The sequence below is a fragment of the Burkholderia sp. B21-005 genome, assembly GCF_020843965.1.
Lineage (GTDB): Bacteria > Pseudomonadota > Gammaproteobacteria > Burkholderiales > Burkholderiaceae > Burkholderia > Burkholderia ambifaria.
This window is the reverse complement of sequence record NZ_CP086301.1, coordinates 2,992,765-3,015,541: the sequence shown is the minus strand read 5'-3', so window position 1 is coordinate 3,015,541 and position 22,777 is coordinate 2,992,765. Positions and strand designations below refer to the sequence as shown.

Annotated in this window: 19 protein-coding genes; 15 read left to right on the top strand and 4 right to left on the bottom strand. The window is 67.1% G+C overall.

Translation table 11 applies throughout. The features are described from left to right. Positions 1–11: 11 nt before the first annotated feature. From LMA02_RS14040 to LMA02_RS13990, 11 genes are all read left to right on the top strand, one after another. Entirely contained in the window at positions 12–638 is a 627-nt protein-coding gene (locus LMA02_RS14040; RefSeq protein ID WP_228905672.1) for a TPMT family class I SAM-dependent methyltransferase, read from the top strand. 94 nt (positions 639–732) lie between these two features. Continuing rightward, positions 733–1,068, top strand: coding sequence for an FmdB family zinc ribbon protein (locus LMA02_RS14035; RefSeq protein WP_228905666.1), 336 nt, complete (start codon positions 733–735; stop codon positions 1,066–1,068). Between the two features lie 61 nt (positions 1,069–1,129). Continuing rightward, positions 1,130–1,780, top strand: coding sequence for a DUF502 domain-containing protein (locus LMA02_RS14030; RefSeq protein ID WP_006751501.1), 651 nt, complete (start codon positions 1,130–1,132; stop codon positions 1,778–1,780). A 67-nt stretch (positions 1,781–1,847) separates the two neighbouring features. After that, positions 1,848–3,650: an aspartate--tRNA ligase gene (gene aspS, locus LMA02_RS14025; RefSeq protein WP_011657896.1), complete on the top strand. Its 1,803-nt coding sequence runs from the start codon at positions 1,848–1,850 to the stop codon at positions 3,648–3,650. 156 nt (positions 3,651–3,806) lie between these two features. Next, positions 3,807–4,301: a dihydroneopterin triphosphate diphosphatase gene (gene nudB / locus LMA02_RS14020; protein ID WP_228905665.1), complete on the top strand. Its 495-nt coding sequence runs from the start codon at positions 3,807–3,809 to the stop codon at positions 4,299–4,301. Beyond that, the gene (gene clsB / locus LMA02_RS14015) at positions 4,298–5,572 is read left to right on the top strand and encodes a cardiolipin synthase ClsB (RefSeq protein WP_228905662.1); all 1,275 of its coding nucleotides are present in this window, start codon (positions 4,298–4,300) and stop codon (positions 5,570–5,572) included. The genes nudB and clsB overlap by 4 nt, the downstream gene beginning before the upstream one ends. Before the next feature lie 190 nt (positions 5,573–5,762). Beyond that, the gene (locus LMA02_RS14010) at positions 5,763–6,362 is read left to right on the top strand and encodes a TetR/AcrR family transcriptional regulator (RefSeq protein WP_006751498.1); all 600 of its coding nucleotides are present in this window, start codon (positions 5,763–5,765) and stop codon (positions 6,360–6,362) included. A gap of 58 nt (positions 6,363–6,420) precedes the next feature. Next, the gene (locus LMA02_RS14005) at positions 6,421–8,220 is read left to right on the top strand and encodes an acyl-CoA dehydrogenase C-terminal domain-containing protein (RefSeq protein ID WP_228905660.1); all 1,800 of its coding nucleotides are present in this window, start codon (positions 6,421–6,423) and stop codon (positions 8,218–8,220) included. A gap of 113 nt (positions 8,221–8,333) precedes the next feature. Continuing rightward, a complete protein-coding gene (locus LMA02_RS14000; protein ID WP_228905658.1) occupies positions 8,334–10,769 on the top strand; it encodes a 3-hydroxyacyl-CoA dehydrogenase/enoyl-CoA hydratase family protein in 2,436 nt (811 codons plus the stop codon). 75 nt (positions 10,770–10,844) lie between these two features. After that, positions 10,845–12,044 (top strand): acetyl-CoA C-acyltransferase, encoded by a 1,200-nt coding sequence (locus LMA02_RS13995; protein ID WP_175672433.1) that lies wholly within the window; start codon positions 10,845–10,847, stop codon positions 12,042–12,044. A gap of 91 nt (positions 12,045–12,135) precedes the next feature. Next, positions 12,136–12,903 carry an enoyl-CoA hydratase gene (locus LMA02_RS13990; protein WP_228905657.1) on the top strand — a complete coding sequence of 256 codons (768 nt, stop codon included), beginning with the start codon at positions 12,136–12,138 and terminating at the stop codon, positions 12,901–12,903. Positions 12,904–12,954: 51 nt separating this feature from the next. On the opposite strand, the gene fdhD is transcribed toward LMA02_RS13990, so the two are convergent. Next, entirely contained in the window at positions 12,955–13,785 is an 831-nt protein-coding gene (gene fdhD, locus LMA02_RS13985; protein WP_228905656.1) for a formate dehydrogenase accessory sulfurtransferase FdhD, read from the bottom strand. A 114-nt stretch (positions 13,786–13,899) separates the two neighbouring features. Between fdhD and LMA02_RS13980 the strand changes: the two genes are divergently transcribed. Next, entirely contained in the window at positions 13,900–14,382 is a 483-nt protein-coding gene (locus LMA02_RS13980) for a nitrate reductase associated protein (protein WP_228905655.1), read from the top strand. 49 nt (positions 14,383–14,431) lie between these two features. On the opposite strand, the gene LMA02_RS13975 is transcribed toward LMA02_RS13980, so the two are convergent. Beyond that, a complete protein-coding gene (locus tag LMA02_RS13975) occupies positions 14,432–14,827 on the bottom strand; it encodes an acyl-CoA thioesterase (RefSeq protein ID WP_105785017.1) in 396 nt (131 codons plus the stop codon). Between the two features lie 175 nt (positions 14,828–15,002). Between LMA02_RS13975 and LMA02_RS13970 the strand changes: the two genes are divergently transcribed. After that, positions 15,003–16,874, top strand: coding sequence for an ABCB family ABC transporter ATP-binding protein/permease (locus LMA02_RS13970; RefSeq protein ID WP_228905654.1), 1,872 nt, complete (start codon positions 15,003–15,005; stop codon positions 16,872–16,874). A 106-nt stretch (positions 16,875–16,980) separates the two neighbouring features. Here LMA02_RS13970 and murU read toward each other — a convergent pair whose 3' ends face one another. Together murU and LMA02_RS13960 are read right to left on the bottom strand one after the other, a co-directional pair. Continuing rightward, positions 16,981–17,700, bottom strand: coding sequence for an N-acetylmuramate alpha-1-phosphate uridylyltransferase MurU (gene murU, locus LMA02_RS13965; RefSeq protein ID WP_228905653.1), 720 nt, complete (start codon positions 17,698–17,700; stop codon positions 16,981–16,983). A gap of 25 nt (positions 17,701–17,725) precedes the next feature. After that, positions 17,726–18,775, bottom strand: coding sequence for an aminoglycoside phosphotransferase family protein (locus LMA02_RS13960; RefSeq protein ID WP_228905652.1), 1,050 nt, complete (start codon positions 18,773–18,775; stop codon positions 17,726–17,728). Between the two features lie 221 nt (positions 18,776–18,996). On the opposite strand from LMA02_RS13960, the gene LMA02_RS13955 reads away from it, so the two are divergent. Both LMA02_RS13955 and LMA02_RS13950 read left to right on the top strand, forming a co-directional pair. Then, positions 18,997–21,357 (top strand): LPS-assembly protein LptD, encoded by a 2,361-nt coding sequence (locus LMA02_RS13955; RefSeq protein WP_228905650.1) that lies wholly within the window; start codon positions 18,997–18,999, stop codon positions 21,355–21,357. A 51-nt stretch (positions 21,358–21,408) separates the two neighbouring features. Then, positions 21,409–22,767 (top strand): peptidylprolyl isomerase, encoded by a 1,359-nt coding sequence (locus LMA02_RS13950; RefSeq protein WP_228905648.1) that lies wholly within the window; start codon positions 21,409–21,411, stop codon positions 22,765–22,767. The last annotated feature ends 10 nt before the right edge of the window (positions 22,768–22,777 follow it).

Sequence of the window (22,777 nt, the reverse complement as noted above, 5' to 3'; positions counted from 1 at the left end):
GGAGCCGCGCGATGTCCGAACCGAAACAGCCGTCCGCGCCGGGCGCCGCCGATTTCGCGACGCGCGACCCCGGCGATGCATCGTTCTGGGACGAGCGTTTCGCGCGCGGCGTGACGCCGTGGGAATTCAGCGGCGTGCCGGACGGGTTTCGCGCGTTTGCGCAGCGGCTCGGGCCGTGCGCGGTGCTGATTCCCGGCTGCGGCAGTGCGCGGGAGGCCGGCTGGCTCGCGCAGGCCGGCTGGCCCGTGCGCGCGATCGATTTCGCCGCGCAGGCGGTGGCGGCCGCGAAGGCGCAGCTCGGCGCGCATGCGGACGTCGTCGAGCAGGCCGATTTCTTCATGTACCGGCCGCCGTTCGACGTGCAGTGGATGTACGAGCGCGCGTTCCTGTGCGCGCTGCCGCCGAGCCTGCGCGCCGGCTATGCGGCGCGGATGGCCGAACTGCTGCCCGCCGGCGCGTTGCTGGCCGGTTATTTCTTCGTGGCGAAGAAACCGAAGGGCCCGCCGTTCGGCATCGAGCGTGCCGAACTCGATGCGCTGCTCGCGCCGCACTTCGAGCTGATCGAGGATCTGCCCGTGACCGATTCGCTGGCCGTGTTCGAAGGGCACGAGCGCTGGCTCACGTGGCGCCGTCGCTGAAGCCGGGCGTCGCGGCCGTTGCCGGAGCGCGCCTGGGTTTCGGATATAATTCAAGGTTTTGCAAGCCGTTTCCAGTTTCCGCGGGAAAAATATCATGCCGATCTACGCCTATCGATGCGAAGCGTGCGGTTTCGCCAAGGACATGCTCCAGAAGATGAGCGATGCGCCGCTGTCGCAGTGCCCCGAATGCGGGAAGGATGCTTTTCGCAAGCAGGTCACCGCCGCCGGCTTCCAGCTGAAGGGCTCCGGCTGGTATGTCACCGATTTCCGCGGTGGCTCGGGCGGCACCAGCGCGCCGTCGACGGCGACGGGCGATGCAGGAGCTGCGGCACCTGCCGCCGCGGCGCCGGCGGCAGCCGCCACGAGTTCCGAGAGTACGACGACGAGCGCCGCGCCGGCCCCGGCTGCGGCGCCCGCCGCCGGCAGTTGACAGTCGCGGTCCGTCCGGGCCGCGTCCACACCGCGCTTCCGGCGCGGTTCATTGACGGCAGATGATGAAAAAGACGACCCTGAAATCGGTGTTTCTGACCGGCCTGCTGGTTCTCGTCCCGCTCGCGATCACGCTGTGGGTGCTCGGTCTCATCATCGGCACGATGGACCAGACGCTGCTGCTGCTGCCCGAATCGTGGCAGCCGGAGCGGGCGCTCGGCTTCCGCTTGCCGGGGCTTGGCGCGGTGCTGACGCTCGCGTTCATCTTCGTCGTCGGGCTGGCCACGCAGAACTTCATCGGCCAGAAGCTCGTCACGTGGTGGAACGCGGTCGTGCGTCACATCCCGGTCGTCGGGCCGATCTACACGAGCGTCAAGCAGGTGTCGGACACGCTGCTGTCGAGCAGCGGCAACGCGTTCCGCAAGGCGCTGCTGATCGAATACCCGCGTCGCGGCTCGTATACGATCGCGTTTCTGACCGGCGCGCCCGGCGGCGACGTGGTCAACCATCTGACGGAAGAGTACGTGAGCGTGTACGTGCCCACGACACCGAACCCGACGTCGGGCTTCTTCCTGATGCTCCCGAAGAGCGAAGTCATCGAACTCGACATGTCGGTCGATGCCGCGCTCAAGTACATCGTCTCGATGGGCGTCGTGGCGCCTTCGGCGCCGGCTCCGGTGCCCGCCCGCCGCCCCGTCGAGCCGCCGCTGTAAGTAAAGAATCATCGCCCGGGCCGCGCGTTGCGGCACCCGTTGATCAAACCGAACGAAAGCAAACATCATGTCGATGCGTACTGAATACTGCGGTCTCGTGACCGAACACCTGCTGGGCCAAACCGTGTCGCTGTGCGGCTGGGTGCAGCGCCGCCGCGATCACGGCGGTGTGATCTTCATCGACCTGCGCGATCGTGAAGGCCTCGTGCAGGTGGTGTGCGACCCGGATCGCGCGGAAATGTTCGCGACCGCCGAAGGCGTGCGCAACGAGTTCTGCGTGCAGATCAAGGGTCTCGTGCGCAACCGTCCGGAAGGCACGGTCAACGCCGGCCTGAAGAGCGGCAAGATCGAAGTGCTGTGTCACGAACTGAACGTGCTGAATGCGTCGGTCACGCCGCCGTTCCAGCTCGACGACGACAACCTGTCGGAAACGACGCGCCTCACGCACCGCGTGCTCGACCTGCGCCGTCCGCAGATGCAGCACAACCTGCGCCTGCGCTACCGCGTCGCGATCGAAGCGCGCAAGTACCTCGACGAGCAGGGCTTCATCGACATCGAAACGCCGATGCTGACGAAGAGCACGCCGGAAGGCGCGCGCGACTACCTCGTGCCGTCGCGCGTGAACGCGGGCCAGTTCTTCGCGCTGCCGCAGTCGCCGCAGCTGTTCAAGCAGCTGCTGATGGTCGCGAACTTCGACCGTTACTACCAGATCACCAAGTGCTTCCGCGACGAAGACTTGCGCGCCGACCGCCAGCCGGAATTCACGCAGATCGACTGCGAGACGTCGTTCCTCGGCGAGCAGGAAATCCGTGACCTGTTCGAAGACATGATCCGTCACATCTTCAAGACGACGATCGACGTCGAACTCGACGCGACATTCCCGGTGATGCCGTACTCGGAAGCGATGGCGCGTTTCGGTTCGGACAAGCCGGACCTGCGCGTGCAGCTCGAATTCACCGAGCTGACCGACGCGATGAAGGACGTCGACTTCAAGGTGTTCAGCACGCCGGCCAACGCGAAGGACGGCCGTGTCGCGGCGCTGCGCGTGCCGAAGGGCGGCGAGCTGTCGCGCGGCGACATCGACGGCTACACGGAATTCGTGCGCATCTACGGCGCGAAGGGCCTCGCATGGATCAAGGTCAACGAGAAGGCGAAGGGCCGCGACGGCCTGCAGAGCCCGATCGTCAAGAACCTGCACGACGCATCGATCGCGGCGATCCTCGAGCGCACCGGTGCTGAAGACGGCGACATCATCTTCTTCGCGGCCGACCGCGCGAAGGTCGTCAACGACAGCCTCGGCGCGCTGCGCCTGAAGATCGGCCATTCGGAATTCGGCAAGGCGAACGGCCTCGTCCAGGCCGGCTGGAAGCCGCTGTGGGTCGTCGATTTCCCGATGTTCGAATACGACGACGAAGACGCGCGCTACGTCGCGGCGCACCACCCGTTCACGAGCCCGAAGGACGAGCACCTCGAATACCTCGAGACCGATCCGGGCCGTTGCCTCGCGAAGGCGTACGACATGGTGCTGAACGGCTGGGAAATCGGCGGCGGCTCGGTGCGTATCCACCGCGAGGAAGTGCAGAGCAAGGTGTTCCGCGCGCTGAAGATCGGCGCGGAAGAAGCGCAGCTGAAGTTCGGCTTCCTGCTGGACGCGCTGCAGTACGGCGCGCCGCCGCACGGCGGTATCGCGTTCGGTCTCGACCGCATCGTCACGATGATGGCCGGTGCCGACTCGATCCGCGACGTGATCGCGTTCCCGAAGACGCAGCGTGCGCAGGATCTGCTCACGCAGGCGCCGAGCCCGGTCGACGAGCGTCAGCTGCGCGAACTGCACATCCGTCTGCGTCAGCCGGAACAGCCGAAGGCGTAACGCCTGTCGCAGGTCGTGTGCGCGGCGACGCGCGCACGACGCCCAACGAAACAGGCGCCGCGATGCGCCTGTTTCGTTTTTTGCGGTACAGTCGCACCACTTGCCGCACGTTCGGGCACAGGCCCGGCGCACGGCCCTGTGTCGCATGAAACAAAGATGACGAAGCCGCCGAAAATTCCCGAATCCGTTCTCGTCGTGATCTACACGCCCGAACTCGACGTGCTGGTGATCAAGCGCGCCGACCAGCCCGATTTCTGGCAATCGGTGACCGGATCGAAGGACGCGCTCGACGAGCCGCTCGCGCTCACAGCCGCGCGCGAAGTCGCCGAGGAAACCGGCATCTCGGTCGGTACGCACGACGTGCCGGCCTCCGCGCTGATCGACTGGCACCACCGGATCGAATACACGATCTATCCGCAATACCTGCATCGCTATGCGCCGGGCGTCACGCGCAACGTCGAGCACTGGTTCGGCCTGTGCGTGCCGCACCGCGTCGACGTGACGCTGTCGCCGCGCGAGCATGTCGACCACGCGTGGCTGCCGTACCGCGAAGCGGCCGCGCGCTGCTACTCGCCGTCGAACGCCGAGGCGATCCTGCAACTGCCCGTGCGCGTGTCGCTCGCGCGGGCGCCGCACGGCTCGTCCGCATGAATGCGGAAACCCGCAAGCGCTTCGCGCAATTGCGGCAGATGTTCCTGCAGGAACGCGGCTCCGCGTCGCGGCTCGCGTTCACGGCAGGCAACACGGTGCGACTGTGCACGACCGGCGGCGAATTCTTCCACGCGCTGATCGAGCGGATCGATGCGGCGCGCGAGCAGGTGATGCTCGAAACCTACATCTTCTGCGACGATGCGGCCGGCCGCCCGGTGTCGGATGCGCTGATCCGCGCGGCGCAGCGCGGCGTGCGCGTGCGCGTGATCACCGACGGCATCGGCACCGCGCGCCTGCCGCTGTTCGACACGTGGGCCGACGCCGGCGTCGAGCACTGCATCTACAACCGCTTCCTGTTCGGCCGCTTCGGCTTCTCGCGCACGCACCGCAAGCTCGCGGTGATCGATCAGGCGGTCGCGTACTGCGGTGGCATCAACATCGTCGACGACTTCACGCAGGGCAGCGCGACGCTGCCGTATCCGCGCTGGGACTTCGCGGTCGAGATGGCCGGGCCGGCGGTGTCGGACGTGCGCGCGGCGTTCGAGCTGCAGTGGCACCGCATCCAGTTCGGCCACAAGCCGTACGCGCAGTACGCGGCCGGCCTGCACGGCGGCGAGGCGTTCCCGGACATGTTCCGGCGCTGGATGCGCAGCCACCGATGGATCAAGGCCGGTGCGCTGCGGGTCGTCACCGAGCCGAGCGTCGCGTTCGTCGCGCGCGACAACGTCGTGAACCGCCGCGCGATCGAGAAGGCGTATCTCGCCGCAATCGGCCAGGCGCGTCAGCGGATCCTGCTCGCGAATCCGTATTTCATGCCGGGCCGCAAGCTGCGCCGTGCGCTGACGGGTGCCGCGCGGCGCGGCGTCGACGTGCGGATCCTGATCGGCCGCAACGAGTTCACCGCGCTCGATACGGCCGTGCCTTTCCTGTATCACGCACTGCTGCGCGCGGGCGTGCGCGTGGCGGAATATGACAAGACGATCCTGCACGGCAAGGTCGCCGTGATCGACGACAACTGGGCGACGGTCGGTTCGTCGAATCTGGACGCGCTGAGCCTGATGCTCAACAATGAGGCCAATGTCGTGCTGGTGCGCTACGATGCGCTCACCAACGAGCTGCGCGACGCGATCACGATCGCGTTCGCCGAAGGCCGCGAAATCGACGCCACCCGGTACGCCGCCCGGCCGCGCATCGAGCGTATGCTGAACTGGCTTGCGTACAACACGTACCGCGTCGTGATGAAGGCGTTGACGGTCGGCGGTTACGACTAAGCATTCGCTTCAAAAAATCTGTCCGCACGTTCGTGCGGAAAAGCCGCTCCGGTCCCGCCGGAATCGCGCAAAATAGCGGCTCGGTTAGACACCGGTTTCTAATAATTTCCTTGTTTCGCGAGCGGCCGCACTCAATAATAGTACGGCCGTTCGATTTTATTCGACCCCCCCGAACGGTTAAGAAAAAGCTATGCGAAAAGGCGAACAGACGCGTGCCGCGATACTCGAAGCTGCTTTGGACCTCGCCAGCCGTGACGGGCTGGAGGGGCTGACGATCGGCCTGCTGGCCGAGCGCATGCAGATGAGCAAGAGCGGTGTGTTCGCGCACTTCGGATCGCGCGAAGACCTCCAGGTCGAGGTCGTCCGCGAATATCACCATCGTTTCGAAAACGAGGTGTTCTTTCCGAGCCTGCGCGAGCCGCGAGGCTTGCCGCGCCTTCGGGCGATGCTGGCTCGCTGGACGGAGAAGCGCATCCAGGAGGTGACGACCGGATGCATCTACATCAGCGGAGCCGTCGAGTACGACGACCGGCCTGACAGCCCCGTGCGCGAGCAGTTGATCGCAAGCGTGACGGCCTGGCGTGCCGCGATGCTGCGTGCCATTTCGCAGGCGAAGGAAGAAGGCCATCTGCGTGCGGATACCGATCCGGACCTGATGCTCTTCGAGTTGTACAGCTTCACGCTCGGTTTGCATCACGACGCACGATTCCTGCATTCGCCGGATGCCGTGCGCCTCACGTGGGCCGCGCTGGAAAAGACGATCGTTTCGTATCAGAGCGAGAGCCGTTAGCGGCGCGTGAACCGCCCGCCAGGAGCTCGAGCCGTTTTGCCCACCTTTGGAGAGAGTCATGGGACAGTACGCCGCGCCGCTGCGCGACATGCAATTCGTGTTGCACGAGCTTCTGAACGTCGAAGCCGAGGTCAAGCAAATGCCGCGGCATGCGGACCTCGACGCCGACACGATCAACCAGGTTCTCGAGGAGGCGGGCAAGTTCTGCTCCGAGGTACTGTTCCCGCTGAACCAGGTCGGCGACCGCGAAGGCTGCACGTATGAAGGCGACGGCGTCGTGAAGACCCCGACCGGCTTCAAGGAAGCGTATCGGCAGTACGTCGAGGCCGGCTGGCCGGCGCTCGGCTGCGATCCGGACTACGGCGGCCAGGGCCTGCCCGCGTTCGTGAACAACGCGCTCTACGAAATGCTGAACTCGGCGAACCAGGCGTGGACGATGTATCCGGGCCTGTCGCACGGCGCCTACGAATGCCTGCACGCGCACGGCGCGCCGGAACTGCAGCAGCAATATCTGCCGAAGCTCGTGTCGGGCGAATGGACGGGCACGATGTGCCTGACCGAGCCGCACTGCGGCACCGACCTCGGCATCCTGCGCACCAAGGCCGAGCCGAACGGCGATGGCTCGTACTCGATCAGCGGCACGAAGATCTTCATCTCGAGCGGCGAGCACGACATGTCGAAGAACATCGTCCACCTCGTGCTCGCGCGCCTGCCGGACGCGCCGCAAGGCACGAAGGGGATCTCGCTGTTCATCGTGCCGAAGTTCGTGCCGGACGCCGCGGGCGAGCCGGGCGAGCGCAACGGCATCAAGTGCGGCTCGATCGAGCACAAGATGGGCATCCACGGCAACTCGACGTGCGTGATGAACCTCGACAACGCGAAGGGCTGGATGGTCGGCGAGCCGAACAAGGGCCTCAACGCGATGTTCGTGATGATGAACGCCGCGCGTCTCGGCGTCGGCATGCAGGGCCTGGGCCTGACGGAAGTCGCCTACCAGAACTCGCTGACGTACGCGAAGGAACGCCTGCAGATGCGCTCGCTGACGGGCCCGAAGGCACCGGACAAGCCGGCCGACCCGATCATCGTGCACCCGGACGTGCGCCGCATGCTGCTCACGCAGAAGGCCTACGCGGAAGGCGCGCGCGCCTTCACGTACTGGTCCGCGCTGCAGATCGACAAGGAACTGTCGCACGGTGACGAAGCGGTGCGCAAGGAAGCGGCCGACCTCGTCGCGCTGCTCACGCCGATCATCAAGGCGTTCCTGACCGACAACGCGTTCGAGTCGACCAACCACGCCATGCAGATCTACGGTGGCCACGGCTTCATCTCCGAGTGGGGCATGGAGCAGTACGTGCGCGACGCGCGGATCAACATGATCTACGAAGGCACGAACTCGATTCAGTCGCTCGACCTGCTGGGCCGCAAGGTGCTCGGCGACATGGGTGCGAAGCTGAAGAAGTTCGGCAAGCTCGTCACCGAATTCGCGGAAGCCGAAGGCGTGAAGCCGGAGATGGCCGAGTTCATCAACCCGCTCGCCGACATCGGCGACAAGGTGCAGAAGCTGACAATGGAAATCGGCATGAAGGCGATGCAGAACCCGGACGAAGTCGGCGCCGCCGCCGTGCCGTACCTGCGCACCGTCGGCCATCTGGTGTTCTCGTACTTCTGGGCGCGCATGGCGCGCCTCGCCCTCGACAAGGAAGCGTCGGGCGACCGTAGCGGAGACCCGTTCTACAAGTCGAAGCTCGCGACGGCCCGCTTCTACTTCGCGCGCCTGCTGCCTGAGACGGCAGCGACGATCCGCGCCGCGCGCGCCGGTTCGAAGACGCTGATGGAAGTCGACGAATCGCTGTTCTGATGCGAGTCGGGGCGGTGCGCGCCGCGCGCCGCCCCGACGCAACGGTTCCTGGTACTCACTTCGCCGTGCAGCCCTCACAACCCGCGCTGCACGACACTATCCGGAGACATCCCGTGAGCAATTTCCTGATTCGCAAGGTCGCCGTGCTGGGCGCCGGCGTGATGGGCGCGCAGATCGCCGCCCACCTCGTCAACGCGCGCGTGCCGGTGCTGCTGTTCGACCTGCCGGCCAAGGAAGGCCCGAAGAACGCGATCGCGCTGAAGGCGATCGAGAACCTGAAGAAGCTGTCGCCCGCGCCGTTCGGCGTGAAGGACGACGCGAAGTACCTCGAGGCAGCGAACTACGAAGACGACATCGCGAAACTCGCCGAGTGCGACGTCGTGATCGAGGCGATCGCCGAGCGGATGGACTGGAAGCATGACCTGTACAAGAAGGTCGCGCCGCACATCGCACCGAACGCGATCTTCGCGACCAACACGTCGGGCCTGTCGATCACCAAGCTGTCCGAAGGTTTCTCGGACGAACTGAAGTCGCGCTTCTGCGGCGTGCACTTCTTCAACCCGCCGCGCTACATGCACCTCGTCGAGCTGATCCCGACCGCGCATACGCGTCCCGACATCCTCGACCAGCTCGAAACGTTCCTGACGAGCATCGTCGGCAAGGGCGTCGTGCGCGCGAAAGACACGCCGAACTTCATCGCGAACCGCGTCGGCATCTTCTCGATCCTCGCGGTGATCACCGAAGCAGCCAAGTTCGGCCTGCGCTTCGACGAAGTCGACGATCTGACGGGCAGCCGCCTCGGCCGCGCGAAGTCGGCGACGTTCCGCACCGCGGACGTGGTCGGCCTCGACACGATGGCGCACGTGATCAAGACGATGCAGGACAACCTCGCCGACGATCCGTTCTTCCCGGTCTACCAGACGCCTGCCGTGCTCGCCGAGCTGGTGAAGCAGGGCGCGCTCGGCCAGAAGACGGGCGGTGGTTTCTACAAGAAGGAAGGCAAGGCGATCAAGGTGCTCGACGCGAAGACGGGCACCTACGTGGATGCGGGCGCGAAGGCGGACGAAACCGTCGGCCGCATCCTGAAGCGCCCGCCGGCGGAACGCCTGAAGCTGCTGCGTGAAACGGATCATCCGCACGCGCAGTTCCTGTGGTCGATCTTCCGTGACGTGTTCCACTACATCGGCGTGCATCTCGAGTCGATCGCCGACAACGCGCGCGACGTCGACCTCGCGATCCGCTGGGGCTTCGGCTGGAACGAAGGCCCGTTCGAAGGTTGGCAGGCCGCCGGCTGGAAGCAGGTCGCCGAGTGGGTGCAGGAAGACATCGCGGCCGGCAAGGCGCTCGCGAGCGTGCCGCTGCCGTCGTGGGTGCTCGAAGGCCCGGTCGCCGAGCAGGGCGGCGTGCACACGGCCGAAGGCTCGTGGGCGCCGGCGTCGAAGCGCTTCGTGCCGCGTTCCGATCTGGCCGTCTACGGCAGGCAAGTGTTCCGCGCGCCGCTCATCGGCGAAACCGGCGCCGATCCCAAGTCGTACGGCAAGACGCTGTTCGAGACCGACGCGGTGCGTGCGTGGGTCGATGATCGCGCGGGCGAGGACGACGTCGTGATCGTGTCGTTCAAGTCGAAGATGAACACGATCGGGCCGAGCGTGATCGACGGCCTCGTGCAGGCGATCGAACTCGCGGAGAAGGATTACAAGGGCGTGGTGATCTGGCAGCCGACGTCGCTGAAGCTCGGCACGCCGGGCGGCCCGTTCTCGGCCGGCGCGAACCTCGAAGAGGCGATGCCCGCGTTCATGATGGGCGGCGCGAAGGGCATCGAGCCGTTCGTGAAGAAGTTCCAGGAAGGCATGCTGCGCGTGAAGTACGCGAACGTGCCGGTCGTCGCGGCCGTGTCGGGCATCGCGCTCGGCGGCGGTTGCGAGCTGATGCTGCACAGCACGAAGCGCGTCGTGCACGTCGAGAGCTACATCGGTCTCGTCGAAGTGGGCGTCGGCCTCGTGCCGGCGGGCGGCGGCCTGAAGGAAGCGGCGCTGCGCGCGGCGGAGGCGGCAACGGCCGCGAACGCGACCACCGACATCCTGAAGTTCGTCACGAAGTCGTTCGAGAACGCGGCGATGGCGAAGGTGTCGTCGTCGGCGCACGATGCGCGCGCGATGGGCTACCTGAAGCCGTCCGACACGATCGTCTTCAACGTGTTCGAACTGCTCGACACCGCGAAGAAGGAAGCACGTGCGCTGGCCGCCGTCGGCTATCGCGCACCGCTGCGCGCGAAGGACGTGGCGGTGGCGGGCCGCTCGGCGATCGCGACGATCAAGGCATCGCTCGTCAACATGCGTGACGGCCGCTTCATCAGCGATCACGACTACCTGATCGCGAGCCGCATTGCCGAAGCCGTGTGTGGCGGCGACGTCGAAGCCGGCAGCCTCGTCGACGAGCAGTGGCTGCTCGCGCTCGAGCGCCGTGCGTTCGTCGAGCTGCTCGGCACGCAGAAGACGCAGGAACGGATCATGGGCATGTTGCAGACCGGCAAGCCGGTGCGCAACTGAGTGAGCGAGTGCATAGCATGGGACCAGAGTAAGCGCTGAAGCGCCAACTCTGGTCGACAGGCCAAGGAGTTTCAAATGAGCAAACAACTGCAAGATGCATACATCGTCGCCGCCAGCCGCACCCCGATCGGCAAGGCCCCGCGCGGTGTCTTCAAGAACACGCGTCCCGACGAGCTGCTGGTTCACGCGATCCGGTCGGCGGTCGCGCAGGTGCCCGGCTTCGACACGAAGCTGATCGAGGACGCGATCATCGGCTGCGCGATTCCGGAAGCCGAGCAGGGCCTGAACGTCGCGCGGATGGGCGCGCTGCTCGCGGGCCTGCCGCAGACGGTCGGCGGCGTGACGGTCAACCGCTTTTGCGCGTCGGGCATCACGGCGCTGGCGATGGCGGCCGACCGCATCCGCGTCGGCGAATCCGACGCAATGCTCGCGGGCGGCTGCGAATCGATGAGCATGGTGCCGATGATGGGCAACAAGCCGTCGATGTCGCCGCACATCTTCGATCGCAGCGAAGACTTCGGTATCGCGTACGGGATGGGCCTGACCGCCGAGCGCGTCGCCGAGCAGTGGAAGGTGAGTCGCGAAGACCAGGACGCGTTCTCGGTCGAATCGCACCGCAAGGCGCTCGCCGCGCAGCAGGCTGGCGAGTTCGGCGACGAAATCGCCGCGTACACGCTCACCGAGCGTTTCCCGAACCTCGCGACGGGCGAAGTCGACGTGAAGACGCGCGAGATCGCGCTCGACGAAGGTCCGCGCGCGGATACGTCGATCGAAGGCCTCGCGAAGCTGCGCACGGTGTTCGCGAACAAGGGCTCGGTCACGGCCGGCAACAGCTCGCAGACGTCGGACGGCGCGGGTGCGCTGCTCGTCGTGTCGGAGAAGGTGCTCAAGGAATTCAACCTGACGCCGCTCGCGCGCTTCGTGAGCTTCGCGGTGCGCGGCGTGCCGCCGGAAATCATGGGCATCGGTCCGAAGGAAGCGATTCCGGCCGCGCTGAAGGCCGCGGGCCTGAAGCAGGACGATCTCGACTGGATCGAGCTGAACGAGGCATTTGCCGCGCAGTCGCTGGCGGTGATCCGCGATCTCGGCCTCGACCCGTCGAAGGTCAACCCGGTCGGCGGCGCGATCGCGCTCGGCCACCCGCTCGGCGCGACCGGCGCGATCCGCGCGGCGACCGTCGTGCACGGCCTGCGCCGCCGCAACCTGAAGTACGGGATGGTCACGATGTGCGTCGGCACCGGCATGGGTGCGGCGGGCATCATCGAACGCCTGTAAGCGGGACGCGACGACAAGCGACGACGGTGCGCGGGCCACGAGCTCGCGCACCGTTTTTTCATTCCGGTAGAGGAAGTCAAAGGAGACGGTTGTGGCCGAAATTCAAGTGGAACGCGCCGACGGCGTGATGACGATCACGATCGCACGCCCGGCGAAGAAGAACGCGCTGACGGCGGCGATGTACCAGACGATGGCCGATGCGCTCGCCGACGCGCAGGAAGACAAGGCGATCCGCGTGATCCTGCTGCGCGGCAGCGATGGCAACTTCAGCGCGGGGAACGATCTCGAGGATTTCCTGAAGACGCCGCCGAAGGACGAGAGCGCGTCGGTGTTTCAGTTTCTCGCGCGGATCAGCCAGGCAAGCAAGCCGATCGTCGCCGCGGTGCCGGGCGTCGCGGTCGGCGTCGGCGTGACGATGCTGCTGCACTGCGACCTCGTCTACGCGGCCGACGTCGCGACGTTCTCGCTGCCGTTCGTGCAGCTCGGGCTGTGCCCGGAAGCCGCATCCAGCGCGCTGCTGCCGCGTCTGGCCGGCCATCAGGTCGCGGCCGAGAAGCTGCTGCTCGGCGAAGCGTTCGATGCGCTGGAAGCGCACCGGATCGGCATCGTGAATCGCGTGCTGCCGGCCGCCGAGCTCGACGCATTCGCGGCGAAGCAGGCCGCGAAGCTCGCGGCGCTGCCGGCGTCGTCGCTGCGCGTGACGAAGGCGCTGCTGAAGGATACGGGCGGGGTCGCGGTTGCCGCGCGGATGGCCGAGGAAGCCGGCCACTTCTCCACGATGCTGCGCGCGCCGGAAGCGCGCGAGGCGATGACGGCGTTCTTCGAGAAGCGCAAGCCGGATTTCCGTCAGTTCGACTGACGCGGCGGGCCGCGCCGGCACCGACCCGCCGGCGCGCCCGGATGGCCGGCGTCAGGCCGTGCCGTAATCGACGTGGCCGGTTTCGCGGCAGAAGCTGACGAGCCGCAGACCGGCCGCCTTTGCGATCTCGATCGCGAGCGACGATGGCGCGGAGATCGTCGCGACCATCGGGATGCCGACCCGCGCCGACTTGCGCACGAGCTCGTAGCTTGCCCGGCTCGACAGGAACACGAAGCCGTCGGTCGCGTCGGCGCGTGCCAGCACAAGCGAGCCGATCAGCTTGTCGAGCGCGTTGTGGCGGCCGACATCCTCGAACGCCATCCGGATCGTGCCTGTTGCGTCGCACCATGCGGCCGCGTGCAGGCCGCCGGTGAGCCGCGTGAGGGCCTGATGGGCCGGCAGCGCGTGGGCCGCGCGCGCGAGCGCGTCGGGCGCGAGGCGCGCGAGAAAGCCGGTGTCGGGCACCCGTTCGGGCGCGAGATCGAGCAGGTCGATGCTTTCGATCCCGCACACGCCGCAGCCGGTGCGCCCGGCGAGCGCGCGGCGCCGATCCTTCAGCGCGGCGAACGCCTGCTGGACGACCTCCAGATGCACCTCCGCGTGCGGCAGCGGTGCGTCGACGTGCAGGATCACGTCGATGTCCTTGATGTCGCTGCCGCGTTCGACGATCCCTTCCGAGATCGCGAAACCGACCGCGAACGCCTCGAGGTCGCGCGGCGTGCACATCATCACCGCGTGCGAGATGCCGTTGAAGACCAGCGCGACCGGCCATTCCTGGCCGACGTAGTCGTGGGCGGTCTCGACCGCGCCGCCGCGCGTGCGGCGCACGGACAGCTCGATCGCGCCGCGCGGTTCTTCTGTTTCAGTCGGATTCACGAGCACTCCCGTTGATTCGAGGCAGGGGCGGCGACGATCGTGTCCGCCGCTTGCGCGCAGAGGTTCTAAAATACCCCAGGCAGGCCGGCCGCGCCGGCATCCGCCACTCGGGTAATGACCATGGGACTCAGCGACGCTCCGCTGCTATTCAATTTCGAACACGATTCGTCGGAAAACCTGACGTACATTCCGATGATCGTGCGTTTCAATCTCGACCGCTTCGGTCTGTGGATTTCACTGGAGCAGTGGCAACTGCTGCCGCTCGAGGACCGCAAGCTGCTCGCGCGCTTTCCGGCCGACGACGACACCCTGATCGAGCCCAATTTCGATCACGCGCTGTTCGAAATGCTGCGCACGCATGCCGATCTCGAACCCTCGTGGTTCCAGCCGGACGAGCAGCCGAGCTGGCGCGCGACCGACACGGTGCCGGACGCGCTCGTGCAGCAGAGCGCGCTGGCCGGGCTGCCGGCGCCCGCGCTCGCGCAGTGGCAGCGGCTCGCGCCGTTCCAGCGCTACGTGCTGATGAAGCTGTCGCGCAAGCCGAAGCTCAATCACGACTTCCTGCCGGCGATGCGGGAGTTCGGGCTGACGGCCACGCACTGACGGGCCCCGGGGAGCGCCGCATGCGGCGCCGCGGCGCGGCGCGTGCGGATCAGAGCGGCGGCAGTTGACGCGGCTTGCGGTCGGGGCCGGTCGCGACATAGGTGAGCGTCGCTTCGGTCACCTTCACGATTTCGCCCATCAGGCGCATGCGCTGCGCGTACACCTCGACGTCGACCGTCACCGACGTGTTGCCGGTGCGCGTGATGGTCGCGTAGAAGCTCAGCAGGTCGCCGACGAACACCGGCTGCTTGAACACGAACGAATTGACCGCGACCGTCGCGACGCGGCCGTTCGCCCGCTGGCTCGCGGGGATCGAGCCGGCGATGTCGACCTGCGACATGATCCAGCCGCCGAACACGTCGCCGTGGACGTTGGCGTCGTGCGGTTGCGGGACGACGCGCAGCGCGGGCTGGTTTTGCGGAAGTTCGAGGGTCGAATCGGTCATGGCGGGGGCTTTCATCCTGTAATAAATGCGCCGCCGCGCGCAGCCCAGCCGGCGAGGGCGCCGGCAGCGGCGCGAAGCGGCTTCTGCGACAATACAACGTTCGCAAATTGTACGAGAAAGCGGGCGAGTCGGCCGCCGCAGCACGCGTCCGGCAGCACCGCCGATCCTTCCCCCCATGCGCCGATATTCCGCTTCCGGCGAGCCCGCGCCGGCTCCGACCGGGCCACGCAACGACTGGCAGACCATCCGGTCGCTGCTGCCGTACCTGGCCACCTACAAATGGCGCGTCGCGCTCGCGCTTGGCTGCCTGATCGGCGCGAAGGTCGCGAACCTCGGCGTGCCGGTCGTGATGAAGCGCATCGTCGATCACCTGTCCGCCGTGCAGCAGCTCACCGCGCTCGGCCGCGCCGAGCAGTCGGCCGGCATCGTGCTCGCGGGCGGCGTCGGCCTGCTGGTGGTCGCGTATGCGTTCGTGCGGCTGTCGACGTCGCTCTTCACCGAGCTGCGCGAGATCCTGTTCTCGAAGGTCACCGAGAGCGCGGTGCGCCAGCTCGCGCTGCAGGTGTTCCGGCATCTGCACGGGCTGTCGCTGCGCTTCCATCTCGAACGCCAGACGGGCGGCATGTCGCGCGACATCGAGCGCGGCACGCGCGGCATCCAGCAGCTGATTTCCTATTCGCTGTACAGCATCCTGCCGACGCTCGTCGAGGTCGGGCTCGTGCTCGGCTTCTTCGTGGTCAAGTACGAGGCGTACTACGCGTACGTGACGTTCGCGGCGCTCGTCACGTACATCGTGTTCACCGTGAAGGTCACCAACTGGCGCACGCACTTTCGCCGCACGATGAACGAGCTCGATTCGCGCGCGAACTCGCGGGCGATCGATTCGCTGATCAACTACGAGACGGTGAAGTACTTCGGCAACGAGGAGTGGGAGGCGCAGCGCTACGACGAGAACCTGAAGCGCTACCGCAAGGCCGCGATCCGCTCGCAGAACTCGCTGTCGGTGCTGAACTTCGGCCAGCAGGCGATCATCGGCACCGGGCTCGTGTTCATCCTGTGGCGCGCGACGCAGGGCGTGCTGGCAGGCAAGCTGACGCTCGGCGATCTCGTGCTGATCAACACGTTCATGCTGCAGTTGTACATTCCGCTGAATTTTCTCGGCGTCGTGTATCGCGAGCTGAAGCAGAGCCTCACCGACATGGACCGGATGTTCGGGCTGCTGTCGGCCGCGAAGGAAGTCCCGGACGCGCCCGACGCGCGGCCGCTCGCGGTGGCCGGCGCGCAGGTGCGCTTCGAGCACGTGAACTTCTCGTACGAAGCGTCGCGGCAGATCCTGCACGACGTGACGTTTACGATCGACGCGGGCACGACGACGGCGGTGGTCGGTCACAGCGGTTCCGGCAAGTCGACGCTGTCGCGCCTGCTGTTCCGCTTCTACGATCTCGACCGGCAGGCGGGCGGCGCGATCCGGATCGACGGCCAGGACATCCGCGACGTCACGCAGGACTCGCTGCGCGCGTCGATCGGGATCGTGCCGCAGGACACCGTGCTGTTCAACGATTCGATCTACTACAACATCGCGTACGGCCGGCCGACCGCGAGCCGCGACGAAGTGATCGCGGCCGCGCGCGCCGCGCACATCCACGACTTCATCGAGAGCTTGCCGAAGGGCTATGACACGCCGGTCGGCGAGCGCGGGCTGAAGCTGTCGGGCGGCGAGAAGCAGCGCGTGGCGATCGCGCGCACGCTGCTGAAGGATCCGCCGGTGCTGCTGTTCGACGAGGCGACGTCGGCGCTCGATTCACGCTCGGAGCGCGCGATCCAGCACGAGCTCGAGCAGATCGCGCGACACCGCACGACGCTCGTGATCGCGCACCGGCTGTCGACGGTCGTGCATGCACAGCAGATTCTCGTGATGGACCACGGGCGGATCGTCGAGCGCGGCACCCACGACGAACTCGTGCGCGCGGACGGCCTCTATGCGCAGATGTGGGCGCTGCAGCAACAGCGCGCGGCGGCGGGCGGAGAGGCGGCCGAGGCCGCGTGAGCGGGGCTGCCCGCGCGCGGCGGGAACGGGTGGTTTGCCGGCGCTCCGGTATCGGGCGGCGTTGCGCGGTCACCGCCGGATGGCTCGGCGGTCGGCCGCGAAACGCTCAGCCCGCGGCGCGCAGCCGCGCGTCGAGTTCGCCGAGCTGCGCGGGCGTGCCGACGTTGTCCCAGATACCTTCATACAATTCGCCGGTCGCGCGGCCGGCCTCGATGGTCGCCCTGAAGTAGGGCGACAACGGCCGATGCGCGCCGGGCACGATGTCGCGGAACATCCGCGTGTCGTACACGCCGATGCTGCCGAACGTGACGCGTGGGGCGCCGGCGAGCGCGAGCCGGCCGTCGTCGCGGAGCACGAAATCGCCGGCCGGATGGAACGGCGGGTTCGGCACCATCACGAGATGCATCGCGGGCGCGTCGAGCGCGGCCATTTGAGCGGCGCGGGCGGCGAGCGTCCGGTAGTCGAACGCGCAGTACACGTCGCCCGCGACCGCCGCGAACACCGTGGGCCGGCCGTCGCGCTCGAGCAGCGGCAGCGCCTGCGCGATGCCGCCGGCGGTTTCCAGCGCTTCGCCTTCGGCCGAATACGCGAGCCGCACGCCCCAGCGGGAGCCGTCGCCGAGCGTCGCCTCGAACTGTTCGCCGAGCCACGCGTGGTTGATCACGATCGTCTCGATGCCCGCGCGGGCGAGTGCTTCGATCTGCCAGACGATCAGCGGTTTGCCGCCGGCTTCGAGCAGCGGCTTCGGGCGGGCGTCGGTCAGCGGGCGCATCCGGTCGCCGCGCCCGGCGGCGAAGATCATCGCCGTGGTCAGGGTAGTGCTCATGTTGTTCGGCTGAATGTGAGAGCGGTCAGAACGTATAGCCGACGTCGGCCGCGCCCTTGCCCTCGAACTCGTCGAGCAGCTTCGCGAACGGCACGAGCGGGCGGTAGCGCAGCGCGACCTTGCGCGCATAGGCGACGAAGCGCGGCAGGTCGTTCAGGTAGTGCGGCTTGCCGTCGCGGTAGTTGATGCGCGCGAACAGGCCGAGGATCTTGATGTGGCGCTGCAGCCCCATCCATTCGAGCTGACGGTAGAACTCGCCGAAGTCCGGATCGACCGGCAGACCGGCCTTCTTCGCCCGTTCCCAGTAGTACGCGAAGCAGTCGAGCTCGAACTCCTCGTCCCAGCTGATGAACGCGTCGCGCAGCAGCGACACGACGTCGTACGTCAGCGGCCCGTACACGGCGTCCTGGAAGTCGAGCACGCCCGGGTTCGGCTCGCAGACCATCAGGTTGCGCGGCATGAAATCGCGCAGCATGAAGCCCTGCGGCTGCGCATGGGCGCTCGCGACCAGCAGCGCGAAGGTGCGATCGAGCGTGCCGCGCATCGCGTCGGTGACGGGCCTGCCGAGGTGCCGGCCGACGAACCATTCGGGCAGCAGCTCCATCTCGCGGCGCAGGAACGCCTCGTCGAACGGCGGCAGCACGTCCGGTCGCGACGTCAGCTGGAAGCGGATCAGCGCATCGAGCGCGTCGCGCATCAGCGGGCGTGCCACGACCGGATCGGCCGGATCGAGCACCGAGATGTACGACGTGCGGCCGAGGTCGGTCACGAGCATGAAGCCCGCGTCGAAATCGTGGGCCAGCACGTCCGGCACGTGGTCGCCGGCCGCGGCGAGCAGCTGCGCGACCTGGACGAATTCACGGCACTTCTCGGGCGGCGGCGCGTCGACCGCGATCAGCGAGCCGCCGGGGCGCGTGGCCGACGCGACACGGAAATAACGGCGGAAACTGGCGTCCGACGACGCGGGTGCGAGGGTCGACAGGTCGAGGGCGAAGCGCTCGGCGAGCGGGCGCAGCCACGCGGTCAGTGCTTCGAGGCGGGCGTCGGGCTGGGATGCGGCGGATGGGGGCGTCATGAAACTCGGCGGAGGGGGGAACGTCTTGCCATATAATACCCCACGACTTTTTTGACGCGCCCCGCGTCAGCTTGCGCCGCGCAGGCCCGCCGCCTGTCGCGCCGTCCGCCCGATCGCCTCCCCGGTTTGCGCTCAGCCGCAGTCGCGGTGCGACGGCGTGGCCCGCCGCGCGCGAATGTGCAGCAGGTGCGGTTGACAAGGGGCGATTCGCCAAACGATAGATGCCGCCCAAACCGCTATTCCCGAATGTTTTCCCCGGTGACGGGGCGCCGCGCAAACGGCGGCTCGCGCTCGCGCTCCTGGCCGTGCCGGGCCTCGTGCCGGCCGTGTCGTACGCGCAGCTGTCGGGCGCGGCCGCGCAGCCGCAGCCGCTCGACTCGCCGTGGGATCTGCGTCTCGCCCCGCAGCTCGAGGATCATCCGCTGAAGGACGGCGCGAAGCCGGCCGCCTTCGTGATTGCCGACCATACGAGCGGCACGGCCGAGCAGGACCTGGCCGCGAAGGGCTCGGCCGAGCTGCGCCGCGGCGACGCCGTCGTGAAGGCCGACGCGCTCCACTACGATCAGGATACCGACATGGCCGATGCGTACGGCCAGGTCCGGGTGATCAACGGCGGCACGTCGTTCGCGGGCCCCGAAGCGCATCTGAAGGTCGAGGCGAACCAGGGCGTCATGACGGCGCCGAAGTATCACTTCAACGTGACGGGCGGGTCCGGCAGCGCGGAGCGCGTCGACCTGCTCGACAGCGAGCGCTCGGTGTTCGTCAATGGCACCTACACCGCGTGCCAGTGCTCGACGAACCCCGCGTGGTACATCAAGGGCAGCCGCTTCGACTTCGATACGGGTGCCGACGAAGGCACCGTGCGCAACGGCGTGCTGTTCTTCCAGGGCGTGCCGATCTTCGCGAGCCCGTGGTTGACGTTCCCGCTGTCGGGCGAGCGGCGCAGCGGCCTGCTGCCGCCGACGTTCTCGATGAACTCGAACAACGGGTTCGAGCTGACGCTGCCGTACTACTTCAACATCGCGCCGAACCGCGACCTGACGATCACGCCGCGCATCATCTCGCGGCGCGGCGTGCAGACCGAAGCGACGTTCCGCTACCTGTCGCCGACGTATTCGGGCACGCTGACGGCCAATTACCTGCCGGATGACCGGCTCGCGCACCGCAACCGCTACGCGATCTACTGGCAGCACCAGCAGAACTTCGGCGGCGGTTTCGGCGGCTACGTCTACTTCAACAAGGTCTCGGACAACACGTATCCGGAAGATCTCGGGTCGACGAACGAGTTCATCAACGGCACGCAGACGCTGTACCAGCAGGAAGCCGGGCTCACGTACAACAACGGCCCGTGGTCGGTGCTCGCGCGCTACCAGCACTGGCAGACGCTGCCGCCGTCGATCGCGCCGTACAGTCGCGAGCCGCAGTTGAACGTGAAGTACACGAAGTACAATGTCGGCGGCTTCGACTTCGGCGCGGAAGCCGACTATTCGCGGTTCCGCATCACGACCGCCGATGCGACCGAAGGCGACCGGATCGTCTTCAACCCGTACATCGCGTACGGCGTGTACGGCCCCGGCTACTTCGTCGTGCCGAAGGTCCAGTACCACTTCGCGTCGTACGACCTGAACTACCTGTCGTCGAGCACGCCGAACAGCCCGAAGCGCTTCACCGAGTCGATCCCGACCGTGAGCTTCGACACGGGCCTGATCTTCGACCGCTCGGTGCGCCTGTTCGGCCAGGACTTCATCCAGACCCTCGAGCCGCGCCTGTACTACGTGTACACGCCGTATCGCGACCAGTCGAACGCGCCGCTGTTCGACACCGCGGAATCGGACTTCGGCCTCGCGGAGATCTACCAGCCGAACACGTTCGTCGGCAACGACCGGATCGCGGACGCGAACCGGATCACGGCCGGCCTCACGTCGCGCTTCATCGATCCGCGCACCGGCGACGAACGCGCGCGCTTCGTGATCGCGCAGCAGTACTACTTCGCCGATCAGCGCGTGACGCTGAACTCGGGGCAGTCCGCCGTGCAGGCGCGCCACTCGGACCTGATCGTCGGGGCCGCGCTGAAGCTCGGCTCCGGCTTCATGTCGGAAACGGCGTTCCAGTACAACCAGAACAACAACCAGCTCGTGAAGTCGAGCATCGGTTTCGGTTACAGCCCGGGCGAGCGCCGCGTGATCAACGTCGGCTACCGCTATACGCGGGCGAACACGACGCTCGACAACCAGCCGATCAACCAGTTCCTGGTGTCCGCGCAATGGCCGCTCACGCGTCGCCTGTACGCGGTCGGCCGCTTCAACTACGACCTGGCCGCCAACCGGGTCGTCGACGGTCTGCTCGGCTTACAATACGACGCGGATTGCTGGGCGCTCGGCGTCGGTGCCCAGCGGTTCGCGAACGGCGTGAACTCGTCGGGGCAGCAGAACTCGTCGACGCGATTCATGATGCAGCTGACGTTGAAGGGGCTGTCGAGCATCGACAACGGTCTGGTGGCGGCATTCCGCGCCGGGGTGCCGGGCTATACGCCGCTGCCGTCCGCGCCGCCGCCGATGTCCCGCTTCAGTAACTACGAGTAACGCCGGCTTGTCTGCACCGGTCAGCACGATTTCAATGGAGTATCAGTGGCAATGAAGAAAACCCTTCGTTTCGCGGCAGTCGTGTCCAGCCTCGCCGCGTCCGCCGCGCTGCTCGCCGCCGCGCCGGCCGCGGCGCAGGCGCTTGGTTCGCGAGGCGCGCAGCTCGCCGACGAAGTCGTCGCGGTCGTCAACAACGACGTGATCACGGGTCGCGAACTCGACCAGCGCGTCGGCCTGATCGCGCGCCGGCTGCAGCAGCAGAACGCACCCGTGCCGCCGGCCGACCAGTTGCGTGCGCAGGTGCTGAACCAGATGGTCCTCGAACGCATCCAGGTGCAGAAGGCCAAGGACGACGGGATCCGTATCGACGATGCGACCGTGCAGTCCACGCTGCAGCGCCTCGCGCAGGCGAACGGGATGACGCTCGAACAGTATCGCGCGCGTCTCGAGGCGCAAGGCGTGCCCTGGAGCGTGTTCACGAGCGACGCCCGCACCGAGTTGATGCTGTCGAAGCTGCGCGAGCGCGAGGTCGACGGCAAGATCACCGTGTCGGACGCCGAGGTCGTGAACTACATCGCGAGCCAGCGCGGGCCGAGCGCGTCGCAGCAGCAGGACCTGCGCTTCCAGCACATCTTCATCAAGGCGCCGACCAACGCGCCGCAGAACGAGATCGAAGTCGCACAGAAGAAGGCCGAAGCGCTGCTGCAGCAGGCCACGTCGGGCGCCGATTTCGAGAAGCTCGCGAAGAACAATTCGGAAGCGAACGACGCGAAGAAGGGCGGCGACCTCGGCTTCAAGGCGCCGGGTGCGCTGCCGCCCGAAGTCGTTGACGCCGCATCGAAGCTGCGCCCGGGCCAGGTCAACCCGACGCTGATCCGCGTGCCGGACGGCTTCGAGATCGTGCGTCTCGTCGACCGCCGCCAAAGCCAGGGCGCGAGCGCCGCGGCACCGAAGATCGTCCAGACGCACGTGCGCCACATCCTGTTGCGCGTCGGCGAGGGCAAGTCGGAAGGCCAGGCCCGTCAGCAGCTGCAGGACATTCGCCGGCAGGTCGAGGCCGGCGGCGATTTCGCGAAGTTCGCGCGCACCTACTCGCAGGACGGTTCGGCGTCGCAGGGCGGCGATCTCGGCTGGATCAGCCCGGGCGAGACCGTGCCGGAATTCGAGCGCGCGATGAACAACCTGCAGGACGGCCAGATCAGCCAGCCGGTGCGTAGCGAGTACGGTTATCACCTGATCCAGGTGATCGATCGCCGCGAGGCGGAAGGCTCGGTGCAGCAGCAGATGGATATCGCACGCCAGGCGATCGGCCAGCGCAAGGCCGAGCAGGCGTATGCCGACTGGCTGCGCGAGCTGCGCGATTCGTCCTACGTGCAGTACAAGATCGGCGGCGTCGGCCCGGCGAACTGAGCGAGCTTCA

What these genes read in the sequence shown, in the direction of transcription:
- LMA02_RS14040 (WP_228905672.1), top strand. Translation starts at nt 12, where the DNA reads ATGTCCGAACCGAAACAGCCGTCCGCGCCGGGCGCCGCCGATTTCGCG.
- LMA02_RS14035 (WP_228905666.1), top strand. Translation starts at nt 733, where the DNA reads ATGCCGATCTACGCCTATCGATGCGAAGCGTGCGGTTTCGCCAAGGAC.
- LMA02_RS14030 (WP_006751501.1), top strand. Translation starts at nt 1,130, where the DNA reads ATGATGAAAAAGACGACCCTGAAATCGGTGTTTCTGACCGGCCTGCTG.
- aspS (WP_011657896.1), top strand. Translation starts at nt 1,848, where the DNA reads ATGTCGATGCGTACTGAATACTGCGGTCTCGTGACCGAACACCTGCTG.
- nudB (WP_228905665.1), top strand. Translation starts at nt 3,807, where the DNA reads ATGACGAAGCCGCCGAAAATTCCCGAATCCGTTCTCGTCGTGATCTAC.
- clsB (WP_228905662.1), top strand. Translation starts at nt 4,298, where the DNA reads ATGAATGCGGAAACCCGCAAGCGCTTCGCGCAATTGCGGCAGATGTTC.
- LMA02_RS14010 (WP_006751498.1), top strand. Translation starts at nt 5,763, where the DNA reads ATGCGAAAAGGCGAACAGACGCGTGCCGCGATACTCGAAGCTGCTTTG.
- LMA02_RS14005 (WP_228905660.1), top strand. Translation starts at nt 6,421, where the DNA reads ATGGGACAGTACGCCGCGCCGCTGCGCGACATGCAATTCGTGTTGCAC.
- LMA02_RS13995 (WP_175672433.1), top strand. Translation starts at nt 10,845, where the DNA reads ATGAGCAAACAACTGCAAGATGCATACATCGTCGCCGCCAGCCGCACC.
- LMA02_RS13980 (WP_228905655.1), top strand. Translation starts at nt 13,900, where the DNA reads ATGGGACTCAGCGACGCTCCGCTGCTATTCAATTTCGAACACGATTCG.
- LMA02_RS13975 (WP_105785017.1), bottom strand. Translation starts at nt 14,827, where the DNA reads ATGACCGATTCGACCCTCGAACTTCCGCAAAACCAGCCCGCGCTGCGC.
- LMA02_RS13970 (WP_228905654.1), top strand. Translation starts at nt 15,003, where the DNA reads ATGCGCCGATATTCCGCTTCCGGCGAGCCCGCGCCGGCTCCGACCGGG.
- murU (WP_228905653.1), bottom strand. Translation starts at nt 17,700, where the DNA reads ATGAGCACTACCCTGACCACGGCGATGATCTTCGCCGCCGGGCGCGGC.
- LMA02_RS13960 (WP_228905652.1), bottom strand. Translation starts at nt 18,775, where the DNA reads ATGACGCCCCCATCCGCCGCATCCCAGCCCGACGCCCGCCTCGAAGCA.
- LMA02_RS13955 (WP_228905650.1), top strand. Translation starts at nt 18,997, where the DNA reads ATGCCGCCCAAACCGCTATTCCCGAATGTTTTCCCCGGTGACGGGGCG.
- LMA02_RS13950 (WP_228905648.1), top strand. Translation starts at nt 21,409, where the DNA reads ATGAAGAAAACCCTTCGTTTCGCGGCAGTCGTGTCCAGCCTCGCCGCG.